16 protein-coding genes are annotated in these 19772 nt (G+C 26.6%); 3 read left to right on the plus strand and 13 right to left on the minus strand.

Annotated elements, in window-relative coordinates; genetic code table 11:
- Positions 1–22: 22 nt before the first annotated feature.
- Positions 23–1222: a threonine ammonia-lyase gene (gene ilvA, locus AC4FQV_RS04835; RefSeq protein ID WP_491138426.1), complete on the minus strand. Its 1200-nt coding sequence runs from the start codon at positions 1220–1222 to the stop codon at positions 23–25.
- Between the two features lie 140 nt (positions 1223–1362).
- Here ilvA and AC4FQV_RS04840 point away from each other — a divergent pair, with 140 nt between their 5' ends.
- Positions 1363–1581: a DUF3892 domain-containing protein gene (locus AC4FQV_RS04840; protein ID WP_491138425.1), complete on the plus strand. Its 219-nt coding sequence runs from the start codon at positions 1363–1365 to the stop codon at positions 1579–1581.
- A gap of 838 nt (positions 1582–2419) precedes the next feature.
- Complete coding sequence (locus AC4FQV_RS04845; protein ID WP_491164988.1) at positions 2420–3424, plus strand: tyrosine recombinase XerC; 1005 nt, start codon at positions 2420–2422, stop codon at positions 3422–3424.
- 55 nt (positions 3425–3479) lie between these two features.
- Here AC4FQV_RS04845 and AC4FQV_RS04850 read toward each other — a convergent pair whose 3' ends face one another.
- Positions 3480–3869, minus strand: a complete 390-nt coding sequence (locus AC4FQV_RS04850; protein WP_491164728.1) for a hypothetical protein — start codon at positions 3867–3869, stop codon at positions 3480–3482.
- Positions 3870–4036: 167 nt separating this feature from the next.
- Between AC4FQV_RS04850 and lexA the strand changes: the two genes are divergently transcribed.
- Entirely contained in the window at positions 4037–4648 is a 612-nt protein-coding gene (gene lexA, locus AC4FQV_RS04855) for a transcriptional repressor LexA (protein ID WP_491138421.1), read from the plus strand.
- A gap of 167 nt (positions 4649–4815) precedes the next feature.
- On the opposite strand, the gene AC4FQV_RS04860 is transcribed toward lexA, so the two are convergent.
- The 11 genes from AC4FQV_RS04860 to ppcA form a co-directional block, all read right to left on the minus strand.
- Positions 4816–5103 carry a hypothetical protein gene (locus AC4FQV_RS04860; protein WP_491138419.1) on the minus strand — a complete coding sequence of 96 codons (288 nt, stop codon included), beginning with the start codon at positions 5101–5103 and terminating at the stop codon, positions 4816–4818.
- A 65-nt stretch (positions 5104–5168) separates the two neighbouring features.
- The gene (locus AC4FQV_RS04865; protein ID WP_491164731.1) at positions 5169–6074 is read right to left on the minus strand and encodes a hypothetical protein; all 906 of its coding nucleotides are present in this window, start codon (positions 6072–6074) and stop codon (positions 5169–5171) included.
- 184 nt (positions 6075–6258) lie between these two features.
- Complete coding sequence (locus AC4FQV_RS04870) at positions 6259–7539, minus strand: methionine gamma-lyase family protein (RefSeq protein ID WP_491164733.1); 1281 nt, start codon at positions 7537–7539, stop codon at positions 6259–6261.
- A 103-nt stretch (positions 7540–7642) separates the two neighbouring features.
- Positions 7643–7885, minus strand: coding sequence for an RNA chaperone Hfq (gene hfq / locus AC4FQV_RS04875; protein ID WP_491138415.1), 243 nt, complete (start codon positions 7883–7885; stop codon positions 7643–7645).
- Between the two features lie 43 nt (positions 7886–7928).
- Positions 7929–8861, minus strand: coding sequence for a tRNA (adenosine(37)-N6)-dimethylallyltransferase MiaA (gene miaA, locus AC4FQV_RS04880; RefSeq protein ID WP_491164736.1), 933 nt, complete (start codon positions 8859–8861; stop codon positions 7929–7931).
- 17 nt (positions 8862–8878) lie between these two features.
- A complete protein-coding gene (gene mutL, locus AC4FQV_RS04885) occupies positions 8879–10840 on the minus strand; it encodes a DNA mismatch repair endonuclease MutL (protein WP_491164739.1) in 1962 nt (653 codons plus the stop codon).
- Between the two features lie 26 nt (positions 10841–10866).
- A complete protein-coding gene (gene mutS / locus AC4FQV_RS04890; protein WP_491164741.1) occupies positions 10867–13563 on the minus strand; it encodes a DNA mismatch repair protein MutS in 2697 nt (898 codons plus the stop codon).
- A 139-nt stretch (positions 13564–13702) separates the two neighbouring features.
- Positions 13703–14410 (minus strand): pyruvate formate-lyase-activating protein, encoded by a 708-nt coding sequence (gene pflA, locus AC4FQV_RS04895; RefSeq protein WP_491164744.1) that lies wholly within the window; start codon positions 14408–14410, stop codon positions 13703–13705.
- A gap of 138 nt (positions 14411–14548) precedes the next feature.
- Positions 14549–16783 carry a formate C-acetyltransferase gene (gene pflB, locus AC4FQV_RS04900; RefSeq protein ID WP_491164747.1) on the minus strand — a complete coding sequence of 745 codons (2235 nt, stop codon included), beginning with the start codon at positions 16781–16783 and terminating at the stop codon, positions 14549–14551.
- Positions 16784–17125: 342 nt separating this feature from the next.
- The gene (locus tag AC4FQV_RS04905) at positions 17126–17713 is read right to left on the minus strand and encodes a hypothetical protein (protein ID WP_491164749.1); all 588 of its coding nucleotides are present in this window, start codon (positions 17711–17713) and stop codon (positions 17126–17128) included.
- Positions 17714–18058: 345 nt separating this feature from the next.
- Entirely contained in the window at positions 18059–19672 is a 1614-nt protein-coding gene (ppcA, locus tag AC4FQV_RS04910) for a phosphoenolpyruvate carboxylase (protein WP_491164752.1), read from the minus strand.
- Positions 19673–19772 lie beyond the last annotated feature (100 nt).

The following is a 19772-nucleotide window of genomic DNA, read 5'->3' on the forward strand; positions in this document are numbered from 1 at the left end:
CTAAAAAGTACCTCTTTTTATTTTAATATATTTGTTTTATTATATATCCTTTATCTATTAAAGCTTTTTTTATTTCTTCTATATGAGAATGACCATTTGTTTCTAAAGCTATTTCTACAACCATATTTTTAAGAGCATCTGTTGCTTTGAAATGATCTTGTTCAAGTTTTACTATATTTGCATTTATATCTGCAAGAACTTTAGCAATTTTTAGTATTTGTCCTGGTTTATGAGGAACTTCTAAGCTAAATGCAAAAAGTCTTCCTTTAGATACTAAGGCACTATTTATTAAAGAAGTTATTGTAACCATATCTATGTTACCACCACTTATTATAGAAACTACATTTTTACCTTTAAAATCTATCTTAGATGAAGCAGCTAAAGTTACAGCACCAGAAGCTTCTGCTAAAAGTTTATGTTTTTCACTTAAAGTAAAGAAAGCTTCAACAATTTCATGGTCTGATACAGTTATTATGTCATCTACATATTCTTTTATAAATTTAAAAGTTAAATCACCAGGTTTCTTTACAGCAATTCCATCTGCAATAGTATCAACAGAATCTAAAGCTATAACTTCTCCAGCTTTAAAACTCTTAACCATAGCATTAGCACCTTCAGCTTGAACACCTATTACTTTAACTTTTGGATTTAAAGCTTTAGCAGCTAAAGTAACTCCACTTATTAAGCCACCTCCACCAATTGGGCAAAGAATAACATCTACATCTTTTAAATCTTCAAATATTTCTAAGGCTACAGTACCTTGTCCACAAATTACATCAATATCATTAAAAGGATGAATAAATAATGCTCCTTGTTCTTCTTCTATCCTTTTAGCTTCATTAAAGGCATCATCATAAACATATCCTGATAATACAACATTTCCACCTAAATCTTTTGTTGATTGAACTTTTAATAAAGGAGTAGTTTTTGGCATTACAATAGTAGCTTTAACATTAGCTTGTTTTGCTGCAAAGGCTACACCTTGAGCATGGTTTCCTGCAGAGGAGCAAACAACTCCATTTGCTTTTTCTTCCTCTGATAAAGATCTTATTTTATTTAAAGCACCTCTTATTTTGTAAGCTCCTGTTAATTGTAGATTTTCACATTTCATATAAACATTGTTACCTGATTTTCTAGAAAACACCTCACTATATATTAAAGGTGTTTTTATAACTACATCCTCTATAGTTTTTTTTGCTTTATTAATTTTTTCTAAATACAAAATAATCACCTCTTAATTCTCTTAATGTAAACCTTTTATACTTTAATTATAACAAATAACTACCATTTTTTACAGAGCATAAATTTTTAAATTTTATATAAAATAATATAAAAATAGTTCAAAAGGAGTGTAGTATTTATATGGCTAATAAAATAGTTAAAGTAAAGAAAAATAATAATGGAGAGATTACAGATTATATATTAAGTAGTGGAAAAACTGTTTCAAAAGCAGAAGGTGTTAAACTTGCAGAAGAGGGTAAAATTCAAGGGGTTATAATATCCCATTCAAAGAATGGAGAAGCTTATTTAAGAAGCATACCAGATGGAAAAGAAAATAATAATCTTTATGAATTATCATAATACTATAAAAAAATTAGAATTAATATAGAAATTCTATATTAATTCTATTTTTTTATTTTTATCATTAAAAGCAATATTTTAATTAAATAAAAAGTAATACACACATATGTTTACTTAAAGTATTACTTTATAACTTCGCTAAAAATATTTGAAGAGATAGAAGGGTAAATAAAAACAATTTAATTTTAAAAACAAAATTCTTTTTCGTAATATATTAATTTTTTAATATACGTTCTTTTAATTTAAAAGACATATATTAAAAGTTAGTATGAGATAAAAGGTATAAACTAAAGCAAAAGTTGGTTATGATTTTTATAAAATCTTTATAAGTTTTATTTGTTTTTATATATAATAAATATTTTTTTGGTATATTTTGTTAAAATTACCCCAAAACAACTTCGCTAAATGTATATTTAGCGAAGTTGTTTTGATTTTCAACCAAAAACATGCTAAAATTTACTCATAAAATAGTTTTGAAAGGAATTTTACTATGATTAAAGAAGAAAATCATTTCAAAAATTTTCAGTATCCTAATGATATAAAAGAATTACTAAAGGTGGAATTAAGCAACTCTGATTTAGATAATTTAGATAAAATATATAATTATTACGATTCTCAAAATATAAATAGAAACTATGAAGAATTAATAGAAGATATTTATATACTGACATTTAAAAGAAATCTTTCTTTTAAGGAGCTTTCTAAAATTTACAAAGTAAATGAAAGAATTATAAAAAGATGGATAAAAGAACTTGCTTTAGATGATTTAATAAAAGAAAAAAACAACATCGATTCTGTTAAAAAAACAAATTTGAAAAATGATTCTAAGGTAGAAATTATAGATAATAAAAATTTCAAATTTGATTTTTTAGAGAAATCGAAGCATCCTAAAAGAGTTATTGAATTTCTAAATTACTTAGAAAACATAAAAGGAAAATCAATTAATACTGTAGATGCCTACTCTGTTGATTTAGGCTTATTTTTTAAATTTTTAAAGATTTATAAAGGTTTAGAAAATAATATATCCTTTGAAAATATAGAAGAAGTTGATGCCTCTAACTTAGATGATAATTTTATAAAAAATATAAGTTTATCTGATATATATGCATTCTTAGCATTTTTAGAAAAAGTTAGAAATAATAGCACTTATGCTAGAGCTAGAAAAGTAGCAACCTTAAAATCATTTTTTAAATTTTTAAGTTCAAAACTAAAGTTAATCCAGGAAAACCCTACAGAAGAATTAGAATCTCCTAAAATAAATAAAAGGCACCCTGTCTATTTAACCTTAGAACAAAGCATAGCTGTTTTAAACTCTATGGACAAAAAAAATAAAAATTATTACAGAGATTATTGCATATTAACTTTATTTTTAAATTGTGGAATGAGATTATCAGAACTTTGTAATATAGAAATAGATAAAATCAAAGGAGATACTTTAACAATTATAGGAAAAGGAGATAAAGAAAGAACCGTTTATTTAAATGAGGCTTCTATTAAATCTATAGAAAATTATTTAAATAATAGAAATGATTCTAAAGCTAGTGAGGAATCAAAAAAATATTTATTTTTATCAAGTAAATATAGACCTATAAATAAAAGAAGCGTTGAAATTTTAGTTAAAAAACATATAGAAAATGCAGGATTTAAAGATCAAAAATATACTCCTCACAAACTTAGACATACAGCAGCAACTCTTATGTATAAGTACGGAAATGTAGATATAAGAAGTTTACAAAATATATTAGGTCATGAAAATATATCAACAACTCAAATATATACTCATGTAGATGATGAAAGATTAAGAGAGGCAGTAAAAACAAATCCACTCTCTAATTTAAAATGATAAAAACAAGGCACTAGAACATATGTTCTAGTGCCTTGTTTTTATCATTTTTTCTTTATTTATCTTTTATTTTAAGTTTTCTAACCCCTGGAAAAACTTCTTCAGTCATTTCTTCCATAGTTAAATCATCATTAAAATCTATATCTTCAAGATATTCAATATGTTCAAAAGCATCTTCATAATCTTCTTGCTTAGCTAAGTATTCTTCCCAAGTTTCCTCTGTAAGAGCTTCCTCAAAGTCTTCTTCCTCTTCCCTCTCTTTTTCAACAAGTATTTTTAGAGTTTCTTCAATTTTCTTATTCTCCTCAACTTCCTTTGCTATATCAGCTATTCTTATGGCCTTTGTATCTATTCCTTCCATTTCTAAACAATCACCACAATTATCGCAAATTCTACCTTTATATATATCGCAGTAATCATCATTGTTAAATACTTTTTTATCCATAAAGTTCACCTCTTACTTAAAAATCATCTTTTCATTATAACAAAAATATTATTCTTTATCAAATAAAAGTTAATTAAAATTAGTTTTTATAGACATGAGAACATAAGTTTGCCATACTTCTTCTACTGTGGTATAATATTACCAAAGAATCGTGAGGTGCAATTGCTATGATTATTAATGAAAATTCAGATAAACAAACTCAAATATACAACTTTTTAATTGAATTTACAAAATCAAAAGGTTATCCACCTTCAGTAAGGGAGATTTGTCAAGCTGTAAGCTTAAAATCAACTTCAACTGTACATGGTCATTTAAAAAGATTAGAAAAAAAAGGGTTAATATATAGAGATCCAACTAAGCCAAGAGCTTTAGAAATTATAGAATTATCTAAGGAAGATAAAGAGCTAATAGATATTCCTATTATAGGTAAAGTTACAGCAGGAATGCCTATTTTAGCTACAGAAAATATAGAGGATATGTTCCAAATGCCTATAAATTACGTAAAACATAATAATGATTTATTTATTTTAAAGGTTACTGGAGATAGTATGATAGAGGCAGGAATATTAGATGGAGACTTAGCAATAATAGAACAAAAGAATATAGCTTCAAATGGTGATATTGTTGTAGCTTTAATAGAAAACGAAGCTACCATAAAAAGATTTTTTAAAGAAAATGAATTTATAAGACTTCAACCTGAAAATAAAAATTATCAACCTATAATAGTTGAAAACTGCTCTATTCTTGGAAAATTAGTAGGTATTTATAGAGCTTATTAAATAAAAAAATACATGTAAGTTTTTTACAGAAAATGTAGGGAAATTTGTGAAAAAACAAATTTCACTACATTTTTTTATATTCTTACTATTAACTTAATATTAATCCCCATTCTATTAAAAATTTATATACAAAATTATATATACTATATTTAAATAAATCATCTGAATTATTCTAATTTATATGGTTTGTTTAAATGTAAACTTAAAAGATATTCAACTAATTCATTATATTCATGTAAATCTATTTCAAAAGGCTCCCACTCAGCACTTCTTGGGCACCACCCTTTTCGAAATAAAGAATTTAATATTTTAATACTAGGAATAGTTTTATCAAATTGAGGCCTTAATAGCATTCCAGTATCAACTACTAAATCTCCTAATGTACCAATTTTATCTATGAATTCTCCATTTGAGCCATAAGCTTCTGGAGTTAAAAAATATCTTACCTTTCTCATAACTCCTCCTTTTATTTATTCTATAAATTCAAACACTTTCCTAGGAATTTCTTTAATTTAATAAATTAAGATTTTAACTTGTTTTCTAATAATTCTTTTTCATATTTTAATGTTTTTATATCTAATTCTAAGGACTTTCTTTCTAATTCTACTCTCCTTTCAAAATCTAACTTCATTTTCTCTTCTGCTTTTATTATAGCATTAGAATATTTATTTTCTAATAATTCAATTTCTTTTTTATGGTCCTTTCTTAAAGAATCTATAAAAGATTTTAAGGAGATAAGTTCCTCTTTATACTCTTTTTCTTTCTCTATATAAAAAGTTAATTTTTCTTCAAAGGCTTCTTTTTCAATTTTTAAAGATTTTATTTTATTTTCCTTATCTTTTATAACTTCTTTTTCCTCTTCAACCTGATTTTTTAATTTTTCATTTTCCTCTTTTAGTCCTTCTAATCCCTTTAAATAACTTATTTCTTCTTTATTTTTCTCGATTAAATCATAATTTCTAGAAACTAATTGAGATAAAGTACTTTTATCTTTTTCTAAAATCTTTATACTCTCTTTAAGGTTAACTATTTCCTTTTCTTTTCCCTTATTTTCTTCTTTTATTTTTTTATCCTTCTCTAAAAGTTCTTCCTCTCTTCTCTGCAATCTCTCTATAGTAACATCTTTTATAGAAAGTTTTTTAACAAATTCCTCTTCCGCTCTTTTACTAGCATCTTCACTCATTTGCAAAGAAGTTAAAAACAATTGATTTATCTTATTTAAATAATCTTGAAAGGATTCTATCTCTAACTTTCTTTCAACTAAAGTAGCCTTAGAATTTTCTAACTCATAAAGAGAAATTAAAGCATCTAAACATTGTCCTTGATTCCCAAATTCATCAGAAGCTATTTTTTTAAATTTATCAAAGGTTTCCTCAGTAACTCTAAAACTTTTTACTTTTAATTCTTTATTTTTATTATCTTCCAAAACGTTCTTCCTTCCTTTTAAAGTAATACATAATGTAATACATTATATGTATTACAAATTTCAAACAATTTACCCTTTATTTAATTATATATTAAATAAATTTTTATTTCTATAAAAATAAAAAAAATAGGTTATTATTAAATTATTAATAATAACCTATTTTCTAATTTATTAATAATATTTTTTACTTAAAAATATTATTTAACGCTATTAACACTCCAATTTTCGCATGGTCAAAAGTTAATCCACCTTGTAGATAAGCTATATATGGTTCTCTAATAGGTGCATCAGCTGAAAGTTCTATAGAAGAACCTTGAATAAATGCCCCTGCCGCCATAATAACTTCATCTGAGTACCCTGGCATAGCCCATGGCTCACATTCAACAAAAGAATCTATTGGAGAAGCATACTGAACTCCTTTGCAGAACTTAATAAGCTTTTCTTTATCATTAAATTTTATAGCTTGAATTATATCACTTCTCTTTTCATTATACTTAGGAAGCACTTCAAAACCAGCAAGTTCCATTATTCTAGCACAGAATATAGCACCTTTTAAAGCTTCTATAGCAACATGAGGTGCTAAAAATAATCCTTGATAAAAATCTTTCATAACACCAAAGGTACATCCACATTCTGCTCCTATTCCAGGGACAGTAAGTCTATAAGAAGCTTGCTCTACATACTTCTCTTTTCCAACAATATATCCACCTGTTGGTGCTATACCTCCACCTATATTTTTTATTAAAGAACCTGCCATTAAATCTGCACCAACATCCGTTGGCTCTATTATATCTATAAATTCTCCATAACAGTTATCAACAAATACTATTAAGTCTTCTCTTAATTCTTTAATTACTTTAATAGCCTCTCCTAATTCTTCAACTTGAAATGCATTTCTCCATCCATATCCTGTAGATCTTTGCATATGTATTAATTTTATAGTTTTGTCTTCTTTAATTATTTCTAAAACTTTTTCTATGTCTATCTTGCCATTTAAAAGGTCAACTTGCTTATAATTAACACCATATTCTTTTAAAGAACCTATATTTTCCTCTCCACTTATACCAATTACACTATGTAAAGTATCATAAGGACTGCCTGTTACAGCTAACATAGTATCTCCAGGTCTTAAATTTCCAAATAAAGCAGTACCTAAAGCATGAGTTCCATTAACAAAATGTGGTCTAACTAAAGCTTTTTCAGTATTAAATATTCTAGCATAAACTAAATCTAAAGTATCTCTTCCAATATCTCCATAGCCATATCCTGTTGAATTTGTAAAATGACTATCTGAAATTCTTTCCTCTTGAAAAGCTTTAAGAACTTTTAATTGGTTATATTCTCTTATTTCATCATATATCTTAAATTCATTTTCTACATCAATTATAGCCTTGTTATAAAGAGTTATAGTTTCCTCTGTAAAACCATATTGTTTTTTTAGTAATTCTATAGTTGCACTAAGCATTATTATACCCCCGCATTATTAAAAATATCGTACATTTATAAATCTTAACATATAGAAAAAAAATAGGCAAACCTCTTAAAATAGGTTGCCTATTTTTTATATATTAATTGTCATAAACTTGCGCGTTATTAAATAATATTGGTTTAGCTGGTGATACTGTGCTTATAGCATGCTTATAAACTAATTGTTGTTTTCCTTCACTATCTAAAACCACAGTAAAGCTATCAAACCCTTTAACTATACCCTTTAACTGAACACCATTTACCAAAAATATTGTTACAGGAATTCTTTCCTTTCTTGCATTGTTTAAGAATATATCTTGTAGGTTATTGATTGACTTATTCATTCTATTGCCCTCCATAAATTTTTAATATAATTTAATTATAAACCTAAGCATTTGTTATGTCATTAATAATTTTGTTAGAAATAGCCTCTTCAGAAATAAATTTATCCTTATCTATAAATATAGCTCTAGGATCCTTTCTAAACCAAGTAAGTTGACGTTTTGCATAATTTCTACTACCTTGTTTTATCATATCTATACATTCTTCTTTAGAAATTTTATTATCAAGGTAATATAAAACTTCCTTATATCCAATACCTTTCATTGATTGCATTGTATCTTTTAGTCCCATATTTTTAAGCTTTTTAACTTCTTCTAAAAGTCCTTTTTCAAACATTATATCAACTCTTTTGTTTATTCTTTCATAAAGTTTCTCTCTATTCATATTAAGTACATAATAATATATATTATATGGAGTTTCATAAATACTATTCTTAGCTTTAAAAGAAGAAAAAGGCTTTCCAGTTAACTTGTAAGTTTCTAAAGCTCTAATAACTCTTTTTCTATTATTAAAATGGATTGAATTATAACTTTCTAAATCAATATCCTTTAGCATTTCATGTAAATACTCATTTCCATATTCATTAGCTATCTTTTCAAGTTCTTCTCTATATTCTTCATCTTTTTCACTTTCTGCAAAATTCATATTGCATATTATTGAATTTATATATAAACCAGTTCCTCCAACTAATATTGGAAGTTTACCTCTGCTTTGTATATCTTTAATTTTTTCCGTAGCTAACTCTTTAAATTCTGCAACTGAAAACTCCTTATTAGGGTCAACAAAATCTATTAAATAATGAGGTATTCCCATCATTTCTTCCTTAGATATTTTAGCTGAGCCTATATCCATATGTTTATATATTTGCATAGAATCAACAGATATTATTTCTCCATTTAATTTCTTAGCTAAAGCTACTGAAAGGTCACTTTTCCCTACAGCTGTTGGTCCTGCAATAATAAGTAAATCATTATTCATTTAAAATTTATCTCTCCTTAAGTTATTCTTTTAAACTTCTTATCTAATTCATAACTAGTGAATTTAATTATGGTAGGACGACCATGTGGACAGTGAAAAGGGTCATTTATATATCTTAAATCTTCTATTAAATTTTCCATTTCTAATAAATTTAAAGTATCATTTGCCTTAACTGCTGCTCTACATGACATTGAAGCTATTTTATTATACTTAACTTCTACAGTTTGCCCACTACCCATTCTTTTTAAATTGTTTATAATAGCTATTATTAATTCCTTTGGATTTAATTTATCTAAAAAGTAAGGTACCTCTTCAACTCTTATAGAGTTATCGCCAAAATCACTTATCTTAAAGCCTGCCTTTTCAAAAATATCTTTATTTTCATCATAATAAAGATAATCATCTATAGGTAAATCTATAATTAAAGGAACTATTAAGGGTTGAATTTCAACATTTTTTTTAGCTATATCTAAGGAATATTTTTCAAACAAAATTTTTTCATGAGCTGCATGTTGATCTATTAAATAAAGTGTAGAATCATGTTCAGCAATTATATAAGTTTTATTAAATTGACCAATAACTCTAAGTTTTGGAAATTTAGCTTCCTTATTATAAGGTAAATCTTCTAAATGCTCTCTATCTTTAATTTTAACTTCTTCTAAACTTTCACTTAATCTATCTGTCAGTTCATTTTTTATAAGAATAGGTTCATAGATATTTTCTTTATTTGATAAAATTTCTTTACAAGAGGTATTATCTATAGAATTTTCTTGTAATATATTCTTATCCTTTATTAAAAAGTCAACTGGCAAAGAAACTTCCTTAACTTTTGAATCATCTTCTAGACTATCTTCTTTTAATTTATAAGCTATATTTTCCTTTAATTTTTCTAAAGTACTTATTTCCTTTTCTAAACTTTCTTGAATAACCTCTTCTTTAATATTTTCCTTTATCCTATCTTCTTCCTCTTCAATTATAAAGGTGTCTTTTACATATTCTCTCATAGCTAAGTGAACAGCATCAAAAACAACTTTAAATATAAATCTTTCATCTTTAAATTTAATCTCTGATTTTGTAGGATGTATATTAACATCTATAAGTTCTGGATAAGTATCTATAAATAAAACAAAAAAAGGAAACTTTCCTGTAACATTAAAAGACCTAAAAGCATTTTCAACAGCTACAGTTAAACTTTTATTTTTTACATATCTTTTATTTACAAAAATACTTTGATTATTTCTAGAGGCTCTTGCTAAAGTATCATTACCTATAAAACCATAAACTGATACTGTATCTTTATGTTCTTCAAAATATATTACATTTTCTGCAGTTGATTTTCCATAAATAGTTCTTATAACATCTATTAATTTTCCATTACCATAGGTATTTAAAACTTTTTTGTTATTATTAAATAACTTAAAAGAAACCTCAGGATTACAAAGAGCAATTCTGTTTACTAAATCATTTATTAAAGCACTTTCTCTAGCTGTTGTTTTTAAAAATTTCTTTCTAGCAGGAACATTAAAAAACAAATCTTTAACCTCTACCTTAGTTCCTCTATTCATAGAACAATCTATTAAAGCTTCCTTTTCTCCTCCATTTATTATAAGTTCTTTTCCAATATCAAAGTCATCTCTCTTACTTTTAAAGTTAACCTTTGAGATTGAAGCGATACTAGGAAGAGCTTCTCCTCTAAAACCAAGAGTATTTATACTAAAAATATCATAGGTGTCTTTTATCTTACTAGTTGCATGGGGGTTAAAAGCTTTTTCAATATCATCAGGATGTACTCCAATCCCATCATCTATTATTTTTATAAGTGTTTCTCCACCATTTTGAATTTCTATAGTTATATTTTTAGCCTCTGCATCTAATGAATTTTCTAAAAGTTCCTTAACAACAGAAGAGGGTCTTTCAACAACCTCTCCTGCTGCAATTTTATTTGCTGTATCTGCATTTAAAATATTTATTCTATTCAAAATCTATACCAGCTCCTTCCTTCTTGCTAAAGTAAATCTTTAGCTTCTTTAACTAGAGCATATAATTTATTCATAGCCTCCATAGGATTTAAAGATAAAATATCAACTTTTGAAAGTTCTTTTATTAAATTATCTTTTTCTATAGCAGAAAAATCTAATTGTAATTGATTATCTTCCTTAAGAGTATTTTTATCTAAAGCAACCTCTTTATCTAAACTTTCTAAATCAAAATTATCTTCTTCTCTATTATCTATATTATTAGAAGATTTATTTTCATTTTCTACCTTAAAAACCTCTGCTAAGTTTTCTTTAGAAGATTCCCTCTCAAGCGTTTCTAAGATTTCCTTAGCTCTAGCTATTACTTCCTCTGGAATACCAGCAAGTTTAGCAACCTCAATTCCATAAGATTGGTCTGCTCCTCCTTCTATTATTTTTCTTAAAAATATAATATTATTATCAACTTCTTTAACATCTACAGAATAATTCTTAACCCCTTTAATTTCTCCTTCTAATTTAGTTAATTCATGATAGTGAGTTGCAAAAAGCGTTTTACATCTTAAATTCTTATTTTTACATATATACTCTATAACAGACCAAGCTATACTTAATCCATCATAGGTACTTGTTCCTCTTCCAACTTCATCTAAAAGAACTAAACTATTTTCTGTAGCATTTTTTAAAATGTTAGAAACTTCCCACATTTCAACCATAAAAGTACTTTTTCCACCAGCTAAGTCATCAGAGGCTCCAATTCTAGTAAATATTTTATCCACTATACTTATATTAGCTTCTTTAGCTGGAACAAAGGAACCTATTTGGCACATTAAAGTTATAATTGCAACCTGTCTCATATAAGTTGATTTACCAGCCATATTAGGTCCTGTTATTATAAGCAGTTGATTATCTTCTTTATTTATAGTAGTATCATTTGGAATAAACTCTCCCTTAGGAATTACCTTCTCTACTACAGGATGTCTTCCATCTTTTATAATCGTTTCACCCTTTTCATTAATAGATGGTTTTATAAAGTCATTTTCTAAAGCTATAAAAGCTAAATTACTTAAACAATCTAATTCAGAAATTATTTTAGCTGTAGCTTTTAATCTATCTATATGATTTTCCACTTCATTTCTTATATCTATAAAAATATCATATTCTAAAGAACAAAGCTTTTCACTTGCCCCTAAAAGTTTTTCTTCTATTTCTTTAAGTTCTGAAGTTATAAACCTTTCTGCATTTGATAGAGTCTGCTTTCTTATATATCTCCCTTCTGGAATAGAACTATAATTAGCTTTAGAAATTTCTATATAATAACCAAATACTTTATTAAACCCTACCTTTAATGATTTTATACCAGTAAATTCTCTTTCTTTACTTTCTAAATTAGATATCCAATCCTTACCATTAGTTTTAGCAAGTCTTAATTCATCAACTTCATTATTAAAGCCATCTTTTATTAAATCACCTTCTTTTAAAGTTAAAGAAGGGTCTTCTTTTATTGATTTTTCTAAAAGGTCATATATATCTTTTAAATCATCTATATTTTTATAATAATCCTTTAAAAGCTTTGAATTACAATTTTCTATAATTTTTTTAACCTTAGGTATTTTCCCTATAGATGTTTTTAATGCTATTAAATCCTTAGCATTAGCATTTTTATTTGAAATTTTACCTAAAATTCTTTCTATATCATAAATATCATGTAAAGCTTCCTTTAAAGAATCATTTAAAGAAATATCATAAAATAATTCTTCAACAGAGTCTAATCTTAATTTTATTTTTTCTTTATTTACAAGAGGTTCTTCAATCCATCTTCTAAGCATTCTGCTCCCCATAGAGGTTTCTGTTTTATCTAAAACCCATAAAAGAGAACCTTTTTTACTCTTTTCTCTTAAATTTTCAGTAAGTTCTAAATTTCTTCTAGAACTTAAATCTATTGTCATAAAATCTACTAAGCTATAAACTTCAATATCATTTATATTAGTTAAACTTATTTTTTGAGTATCTAATATATATTTAACTAAAGCATTACTTGATTTTTTTATAATTAAACTTAAGGATTTTGATTTTTCTCCAAATTGAGAATTTAAATTCTCCTCAAAATTTTCCTCAAAATATTCTAAGGGTTTTCTACTTATTAATGCAGAAGTAGTTAAGGTTATATCCTTTATAAGATTATTATCTAAAGAATCTAAAAGTATTATTTCCTTTGGATTAAATTTAGACATTTCATCTAAAATAATTCCCTTCTCAAATTTGCCCTCTGTTGCTAAAAAATCTCCTGTAGAAATATCTGTTATAGCAAGAGAACATCTGTCTATTTTTGAATCTACATATATACTCATTATGTAATTATTTTTTGTTTCTTCTACAAAAGATGAATCTGTATAAGTTCCTGGAGTTATTACCTTTATAACATCTCTTTTTACAATCCCCTTAGCAACCTTAGGGTCCTCTACTTGCTCACAAATTGCAACTTTATATCCCTTAGAAACTAATCTTCCTATATATGAATTAGAGGCATGAAAGGGTATTCCACACATTGGTGCTCTTTTTTCTAAGCCACAATCTCTCCCTGTAAGAACTAGTTCTAATTCTCTTGCAGCAATTTCTGCATCTTCAAAGAACATTTCATAAAAGTCCCCAAGTCTAAAAAATAATATACAATCTTTATAATTTTCTTTTATTTCAAAATACTGACGCATCATAGGCGTTAAAGCCATTTTAAAGTACCTCCATCAAATCTATATACTAAAATTTTAAATTATATTTTTATGTCATAATAATTATTCTAGCATATTTTTTATGTAAGAAAAAACTAAAGCCTAATTTTAGGCCTTAGTTTTTATCTAAATAATTATATTAATTAAATATTTCTTTTTCAAGGTCTTTTAACCACTTTTTATCTAAAGGTGGAACTCCTTCTAATCTATAAGGAATATTTAAAACTTCATATTTATTTACACCTAAAACATGATAAGGTAAAAGTTCAACCTTTTCTACGTTATTAAGAGTATCTATAAAAGACTTAATTCTCCTTAAATCTTCTTTATTATCTGTATAGCCTGGAATAACAACATGTCTTATCCACATTTTTTTATTCATAGATTGAGCTATCTTTAAAAACTCTAAAGACTTATCTATTGGAACAGTTACTAAATTTTTATATTTTTCACTATCAGTTTCCTTTACATCAAACAATATAAGGTCAACATACTTTAAAATTTCTTCATAGTCTCCAAGTCCAACTCCTGCGGTATCTAAAGCTGTATGTATTCCTTCATTTTTACATAATTTTAAGCATTCTAATAAAAATTCAGGTTGAAGAAGTGGTTCTCCTCCTGAAAAAGTAACCCCTCCACCAGAGGCATTAAAATAAGTTTTATACCTTTTAATTTTATTTATAAGCTCCTCTGCAGTATATTCAGTACCTTTATTTTTACACCAAGTGTCTGGATTATGACAAAAGGCACATCTTATACCACATCCTTGCATAAAAACTACAAATCTTATGCCAGGTCCATCAACTAATCCCATACTTTCTAAGGAATGAATTCTTCCTTTAACCATATTCTAATACTCCTCCTTATGGAAAATTTCAAAAAGAGTGTATAGGTTAATTCTTAATTTGAACTATAGATATTATAAATTAATTATAATATCTATAGTTTTTAATAAACCTTATACACTCTTAATTGTTATATAAAATTATAGAGAGTCGTGGAATGTTCTACTTATAACTTCTAATTGTTGATTTCTAGTTAATCTATTGAAGTTAACAGCATAACCTGAAACTCTAATTGTTAATGTTGGATACTTTTCAGGGTGTTCCATAGCATCCATTAAAGTTTCTCTGTTAAACACATTAACATTTAAGTGATGTGCTCCTTGCTTAAAGTAACCATCCATAATAGCTACTAAGTTATTTATTCTAGATTCTTCCTCTTTCCCTAAAGCATCTGGAACTATAGAGAAAGTATTAGATACACCATCTTCACAAACTTCACAGTATGGAATTTTAGCAACTGAGTTTAAACTTGCTAAAGCACCACTATTATCTCTTCCATGCATTGGGTTAGCACCTGGTGCAAAAGCTTCTCCTGCTTTTCTTCCATCTGGAGTTGAGCCTGTTTTCTTACCATAAACTACATTTGAAGTAATAGTTAATATTGATAATGTATGCTTAGCTCCTCTATATAGCGGATGTTTTTTAAGTTCACTTGAGAACTTTTTAACTACTTCTATAGCTAAATCATCTGCTCTATCATCATCATTTCCATACTTAGGGAAATCTCCTTCTATTTCAAAATCTACAGCTATTCCATTTTCTCTTATTGGTTTAACCTTTGCAAATTTTACAGCACTTAAAGAATCAGTTACAACAGATAATCCTGCTACACCAAAGGCCATTAATCTTTTAACATGAGTGTCATGTAAAGCCATTTGTCCTGCTTCATAAGCGTACTTATCATGCATATAATGTATAACATTCATAGTATCTACATAAAGCTTAGCAACATATTCTAAAACTTTATCATAATTAGCTCTTAACTTATCATAATCTAAAACTTCATCTTTTATTGGCTCTAGTCCTTTTATAACTACCTTTCCTGACTTTTCATCAACTCCACCATTTATAGTGTATAGTAAAGCTTTAGCTAAGTTTGCTCTTGCACCGAAGTATTGCATTTGCTTACCAATTTGCATAGCAGATACGCAACATGCTATTGAATAATCATCACCATACATAGGTCTCATTAATTCATCATTTTCATATTGAATTGAATCTGTTTTAATTGATACCTCTGCACAGAACTTTTTAAAGCCTTCTGGTAATCTATCTGACCATAAAACAGTCATATTTGGTTCTGGAGCAGGTCCTAAATTAATTAAAGTTTGAAGATATCTAAAGGAGTTTTTAGTTACTAAAGGCTTTCCATTTACGCCCATTCCTCCAATTCCTTCAGTTACCCAAGTTGGATCTCCTGCAAATAAGTCATTATATTCAGGAGTTCTTAAATGTCTAACTAATCTTAATTTTATAATAAATTGGTCTATTAACTCTTGTGCTTCTTTTTCAGTTAATATTCCTAATTTTAAATCTCTTTCTATAAATATATCTAAGAAAGTAGAAGTTCTTCCTAAAGACATAGCTGCCCCATTATTTTCTTTAACTGCAGCTAAATATCCAAAATATAAAAATTGAACTGCTTCCTTTGCATTAGCTGCAGGCTTAGATATATCGAAACCGTATTTTAAAGCCATTGATTTCATAGCTTCTAAAGCTCTTATTTGTTCTGAAACATTTTCTCTTAACTGAATATATTCTTCAACAGAACCTTCACTTTCAAAGGAAATTTCTTTATAGTCTTTTCTCTTTTCTTCTATTAAATAATCTATACCATAAAGTGCAACTCTTCTATAGTCACCTATAATTCTTCCTCTACCATAAGCATCTGGAAGACCAGTTAAAAGACCTGCAGACCTTGCAGCTCTTGTTTCAGCTGAATATGCATCAAATACTCCTTGATTATGAGTTTTTCTATAAGCATTAAAATGATTTCTTATATCTTCATTTAACTCATATCCATATTCTTTTAATGAACTTTCAACCATTCTCATTCCACCAAAAGGATTAACTATTCTTTTAAGTGGTGCATCTGTTTGAAAACCTACAATAACCTCATTATCTTTATCTAGATATCCTGGCTCGTAGTTATCTATTCCTGATACTTTATCAGTAGCCACATCTATGATGCCTTTTTCAATTTCTTCTATAATTAATTTTTGAGCTTTTTCTAAAACTGCCTCTGTTCTTTCTGTTGCCCCTTGTAAGAAACTTTTATCACCTTCATATGCAGTATAATTTTTTTGAATGAAGTTTCTAACATCTATACCTTTTTGCCATACTCCTTCATTAAAGCCTTCCCATTGTTTAAACATACGGTCTACCCCCTATTTATTAATTGAAAATCTTTATCAATTTAAATTTAACACACTTAATCTTCCATGTAAAGTATTTGATAATCATTTTCAATACATTATAGGAATTTTTTTGCTAAATTGTTAATTTTTAAAGAGTTTCATAAAATAATCAATTAAATTATAAGGTATTTTTAAGAAAATATAAATAATAATTATTCAAAATTTTCATATACTTAATAAAATATAAATAAATTAATCATAATTTTACCAAAAAATATTTTAAATGTAATTTATGTATTTTTTTAATAATTAAATTAAAATAAAAAATATCACTAGAAAAATCTAGTGATATTTTTTATTTTATAAATTTTCTAATTCTTCTCTTATAAAATCTACTAAGGATTTAACCTTAAATTTTCTTGAAGTAGCTATATCTTCTATTTTAAAGAAAAATATATCCCCATTTAATCTCATAAGTTCAATATCTGTTTCTTCATAAGCTTTTTTCACTAATTTTAAATCTTTTAACTCTTTATTCCACTCCTCTCTTCCTTCTACTTTATAACCTCTATCTAAATGTTCATAGCCAAAATCTTCTTTTATACTCCAATTTAATTTACATAAATCAAAATCGCTATCTATTAAAAATCTATATTCTTTATTTTGAATCTTTATATAATCATTGCAAAAGGTAATTCTTACTTCAGAAACCTCCTCATTTTCTAATCTATAAATAAGTTCTTTTCCCTTTAAATCCTTAAAAAAATTTAAATCCTCTGTTAAAAACTCATTTATTTTTTTAGTCTCCTTTTTAAAAAAATCTTCCTTTGCCTTATAAAATTTATCTCTAATTATTAGTAATTCTCTAACTGTCTTATCTATTTCTTTTCTACATTGTTCTATTTCTAGTTCCCTTATATTATTTTCTTTTAGTTTATTTAAATCCATAAATAACCCTCCCTTTATTAAACTGATTTAATATGGTAGTTTAGAATTTAATTAAATAATATAAGCTCATAAACTAAATCTTCTTAACTAAAAGATAGTAAGATAAGAATTATAAATATAAAGCTTAAAAATTTAATTTTATGTTTTGCTTTTAAAACTTAAACTTTTAATTTTTATGGGTATAAATTCTTGAAACATAAATAACCACCCCACTAATACTTTATACTTTAATGTTAACAAATTATGTATATTATGTAAACCTTTAAATTAAACTTTATAAATATTAAGATTTATATCTTTTTTATTTATTTATAATATTTATTTAGCTGTTATACTTTATAGTTTTTAACCTATACTGCCTCTTACTTTACCCATTCTTACTATCCACTCATTTAAGATTTTAAGTTCTTCTTTACTATTACGCATTACATTTTCTTCAAGTCCCATAAGATGCATAATTATTGGCTTAGTAGTTTTAAGTAAAGTATGATAAAATTCATTTTCGTTTATAAAATCATAATCTAGTCCTAGATTTAATATTTCATTTACGTATTTCATATCTTCTTTATATTCTTGTCTAGCTTCTTCATCTATAATTTTTTTAGAAACTCCACCATTTGCAAATCTAGCAGCAAAAGCTAGGTCTTTTCTTAATATTGGATAAATTTCTAAAAGCTTATCTATTCCTTCTTGACCATACTTAGTCTTTATTTCATTTAAAGCTCTTCCCATACCCATAAGTTCTGGTGGCATTCCTAAAGTATACATAGCTCCTGTGAAAGAAATAGCTCTTGGAACTGCATATTCTTTTGTATTATCTATACTAAGTATTTCTGCTTTTAAAACTTCATCTTTAACTAAATTAGCTACATTATCTAAGTTTGCAACTTCTCTATTATATTCTAAGCCTGTTTTAGCTTTAGTTAATCTATCTCTGTTTTTAGGTATAAAATCAGAAACAAAAGAAACTGTATCTATTACCTTTAAGAAAGTTTTAAGATAATGCTTTGAGCAAATTCCTATAAACTCTTTCATTAAATCTCTATCTTCTTCACTAAAGTTTCTAGGTTTTGACTGTGATATTTTTGCTTTTAACTCTCTAACTGCTTCCTTAGTCGCTTCTTCGCCATGGTCATATCTTAATGCAGATTGGAATGTGAAAGTTTTAATTCCACTATATGTAGCAAGTATTTCATCTATATTTTCCTCTGAAAAATGTCCTCTAAATGGAAGAGAACCACATCCTAAAATTGGACTTATTGTTACGCCGTTCTTTTCTCCCCATTTATAAGCTCCATCAACTGCCATAAGAACTGATAAAACTCCTGAAATTAATCCATAAGACATTGCTGTGTCAGATCTTGCAATCATTATTCTAAGGTCTTTTAAAATATGCCCTTTACTTTTCTCTATTTCATAATGTTCGTCTAATATTTTATCTATATTTGCAAGGGCAGGAACATCTTCAACTAAAGGTATTATTCTAACACTATTTAAATCTAATTTAGTTTTGTAGTTCTTATTCCCCATATCAACTACAGAATTAACTCTATCTTGAAACTCTGAAATTTCTTTACCAGTTTCTATCATAGGAACAACCACTTCAGATATAGCAGGAACTCCTGTTAATTCCTTTGATTGAACATTTGTTTCAATTATAGACATTATACTCATAAGTTGTCTAAATACTGACTCTTTATTAGCATTAGGGATTCTAGGAGTTACTCTAACATCTTTTCCTGGAATTATTCCATTTGAAATTAATCCTAAAGCTATTTGTGATGTTTGATGATAAGGTGTTAACTTACCTTCAAAATCTATCATTACTTCCTCTATGCCTAAACCACCTTTTTCTTGTGGTGTTAATCCTTTTATTGCCTCTTCTGGCTCTTGTTGTATCGAAATATATGTTTCTACGTTATCCGGATGTTGTGTCATCATTGAACAAGGTATCTTCATCATAAGTCCCCCTTTTTAATTCTTCAAAATGAAATTCATAAGTTAATTATATTGCAACTTTTTATTAAAATCAAGTATTTATAAAATAAAAATGCAATTT

The sequence above is a fragment of the Clostridium sp. TJA038 genome, from assembly GCF_058310255.1.

Bases quoted from the DNA above. Each gene is read 5' to 3' on its own strand.
- AC4FQV_RS04840 (WP_491138425.1), top strand. From the start codon at position 1,363: ATGGCTAATAAAATAGTTAAAGTAAAGAAAAATAATAATGGAGAGATT.
- AC4FQV_RS04850 (WP_491164728.1), bottom strand. From the start codon at position 3,869: ATGGATAAAAAAGTATTTAACAATGATGATTACTGCGATATATATAAA.
- lexA (WP_491138421.1), top strand. From the start codon at position 4,037: ATGATTATTAATGAAAATTCAGATAAACAAACTCAAATATACAACTTT.
- AC4FQV_RS04860 (WP_491138419.1), bottom strand. From the start codon at position 5,103: ATGAGAAAGGTAAGATATTTTTTAACTCCAGAAGCTTATGGCTCAAAT.
- AC4FQV_RS04870 (WP_491164733.1), bottom strand. From the start codon at position 7,539: ATGCTTAGTGCAACTATAGAATTACTAAAAAAACAATATGGTTTTACA.
- hfq (WP_491138415.1), bottom strand. From the start codon at position 7,885: ATGAATAAGTCAATCAATAACCTACAAGATATATTCTTAAACAATGCA.
- miaA (WP_491164736.1), bottom strand. From the start codon at position 8,861: ATGAATAATGATTTACTTATTATTGCAGGACCAACAGCTGTAGGGAAA.
- mutS (WP_491164741.1), bottom strand. From the start codon at position 13,563: ATGGCTTTAACGCCTATGATGCGTCAGTATTTTGAAATAAAAGAAAAT.
- pflA (WP_491164744.1), bottom strand. From the start codon at position 14,410: ATGGTTAAAGGAAGAATTCATTCCTTAGAAAGTATGGGATTAGTTGAT.
- pflB (WP_491164747.1), bottom strand. From the start codon at position 16,783: ATGTTTAAACAATGGGAAGGCTTTAATGAAGGAGTATGGCAAAAAGGT.
- AC4FQV_RS04905 (WP_491164749.1), bottom strand. From the start codon at position 17,713: ATGGATTTAAATAAACTAAAAGAAAATAATATAAGGGAACTAGAAATA.
- ppcA (WP_491164752.1), bottom strand. From the start codon at position 19,672: ATGAAGATACCTTGTTCAATGATGACACAACATCCGGATAACGTAGAA.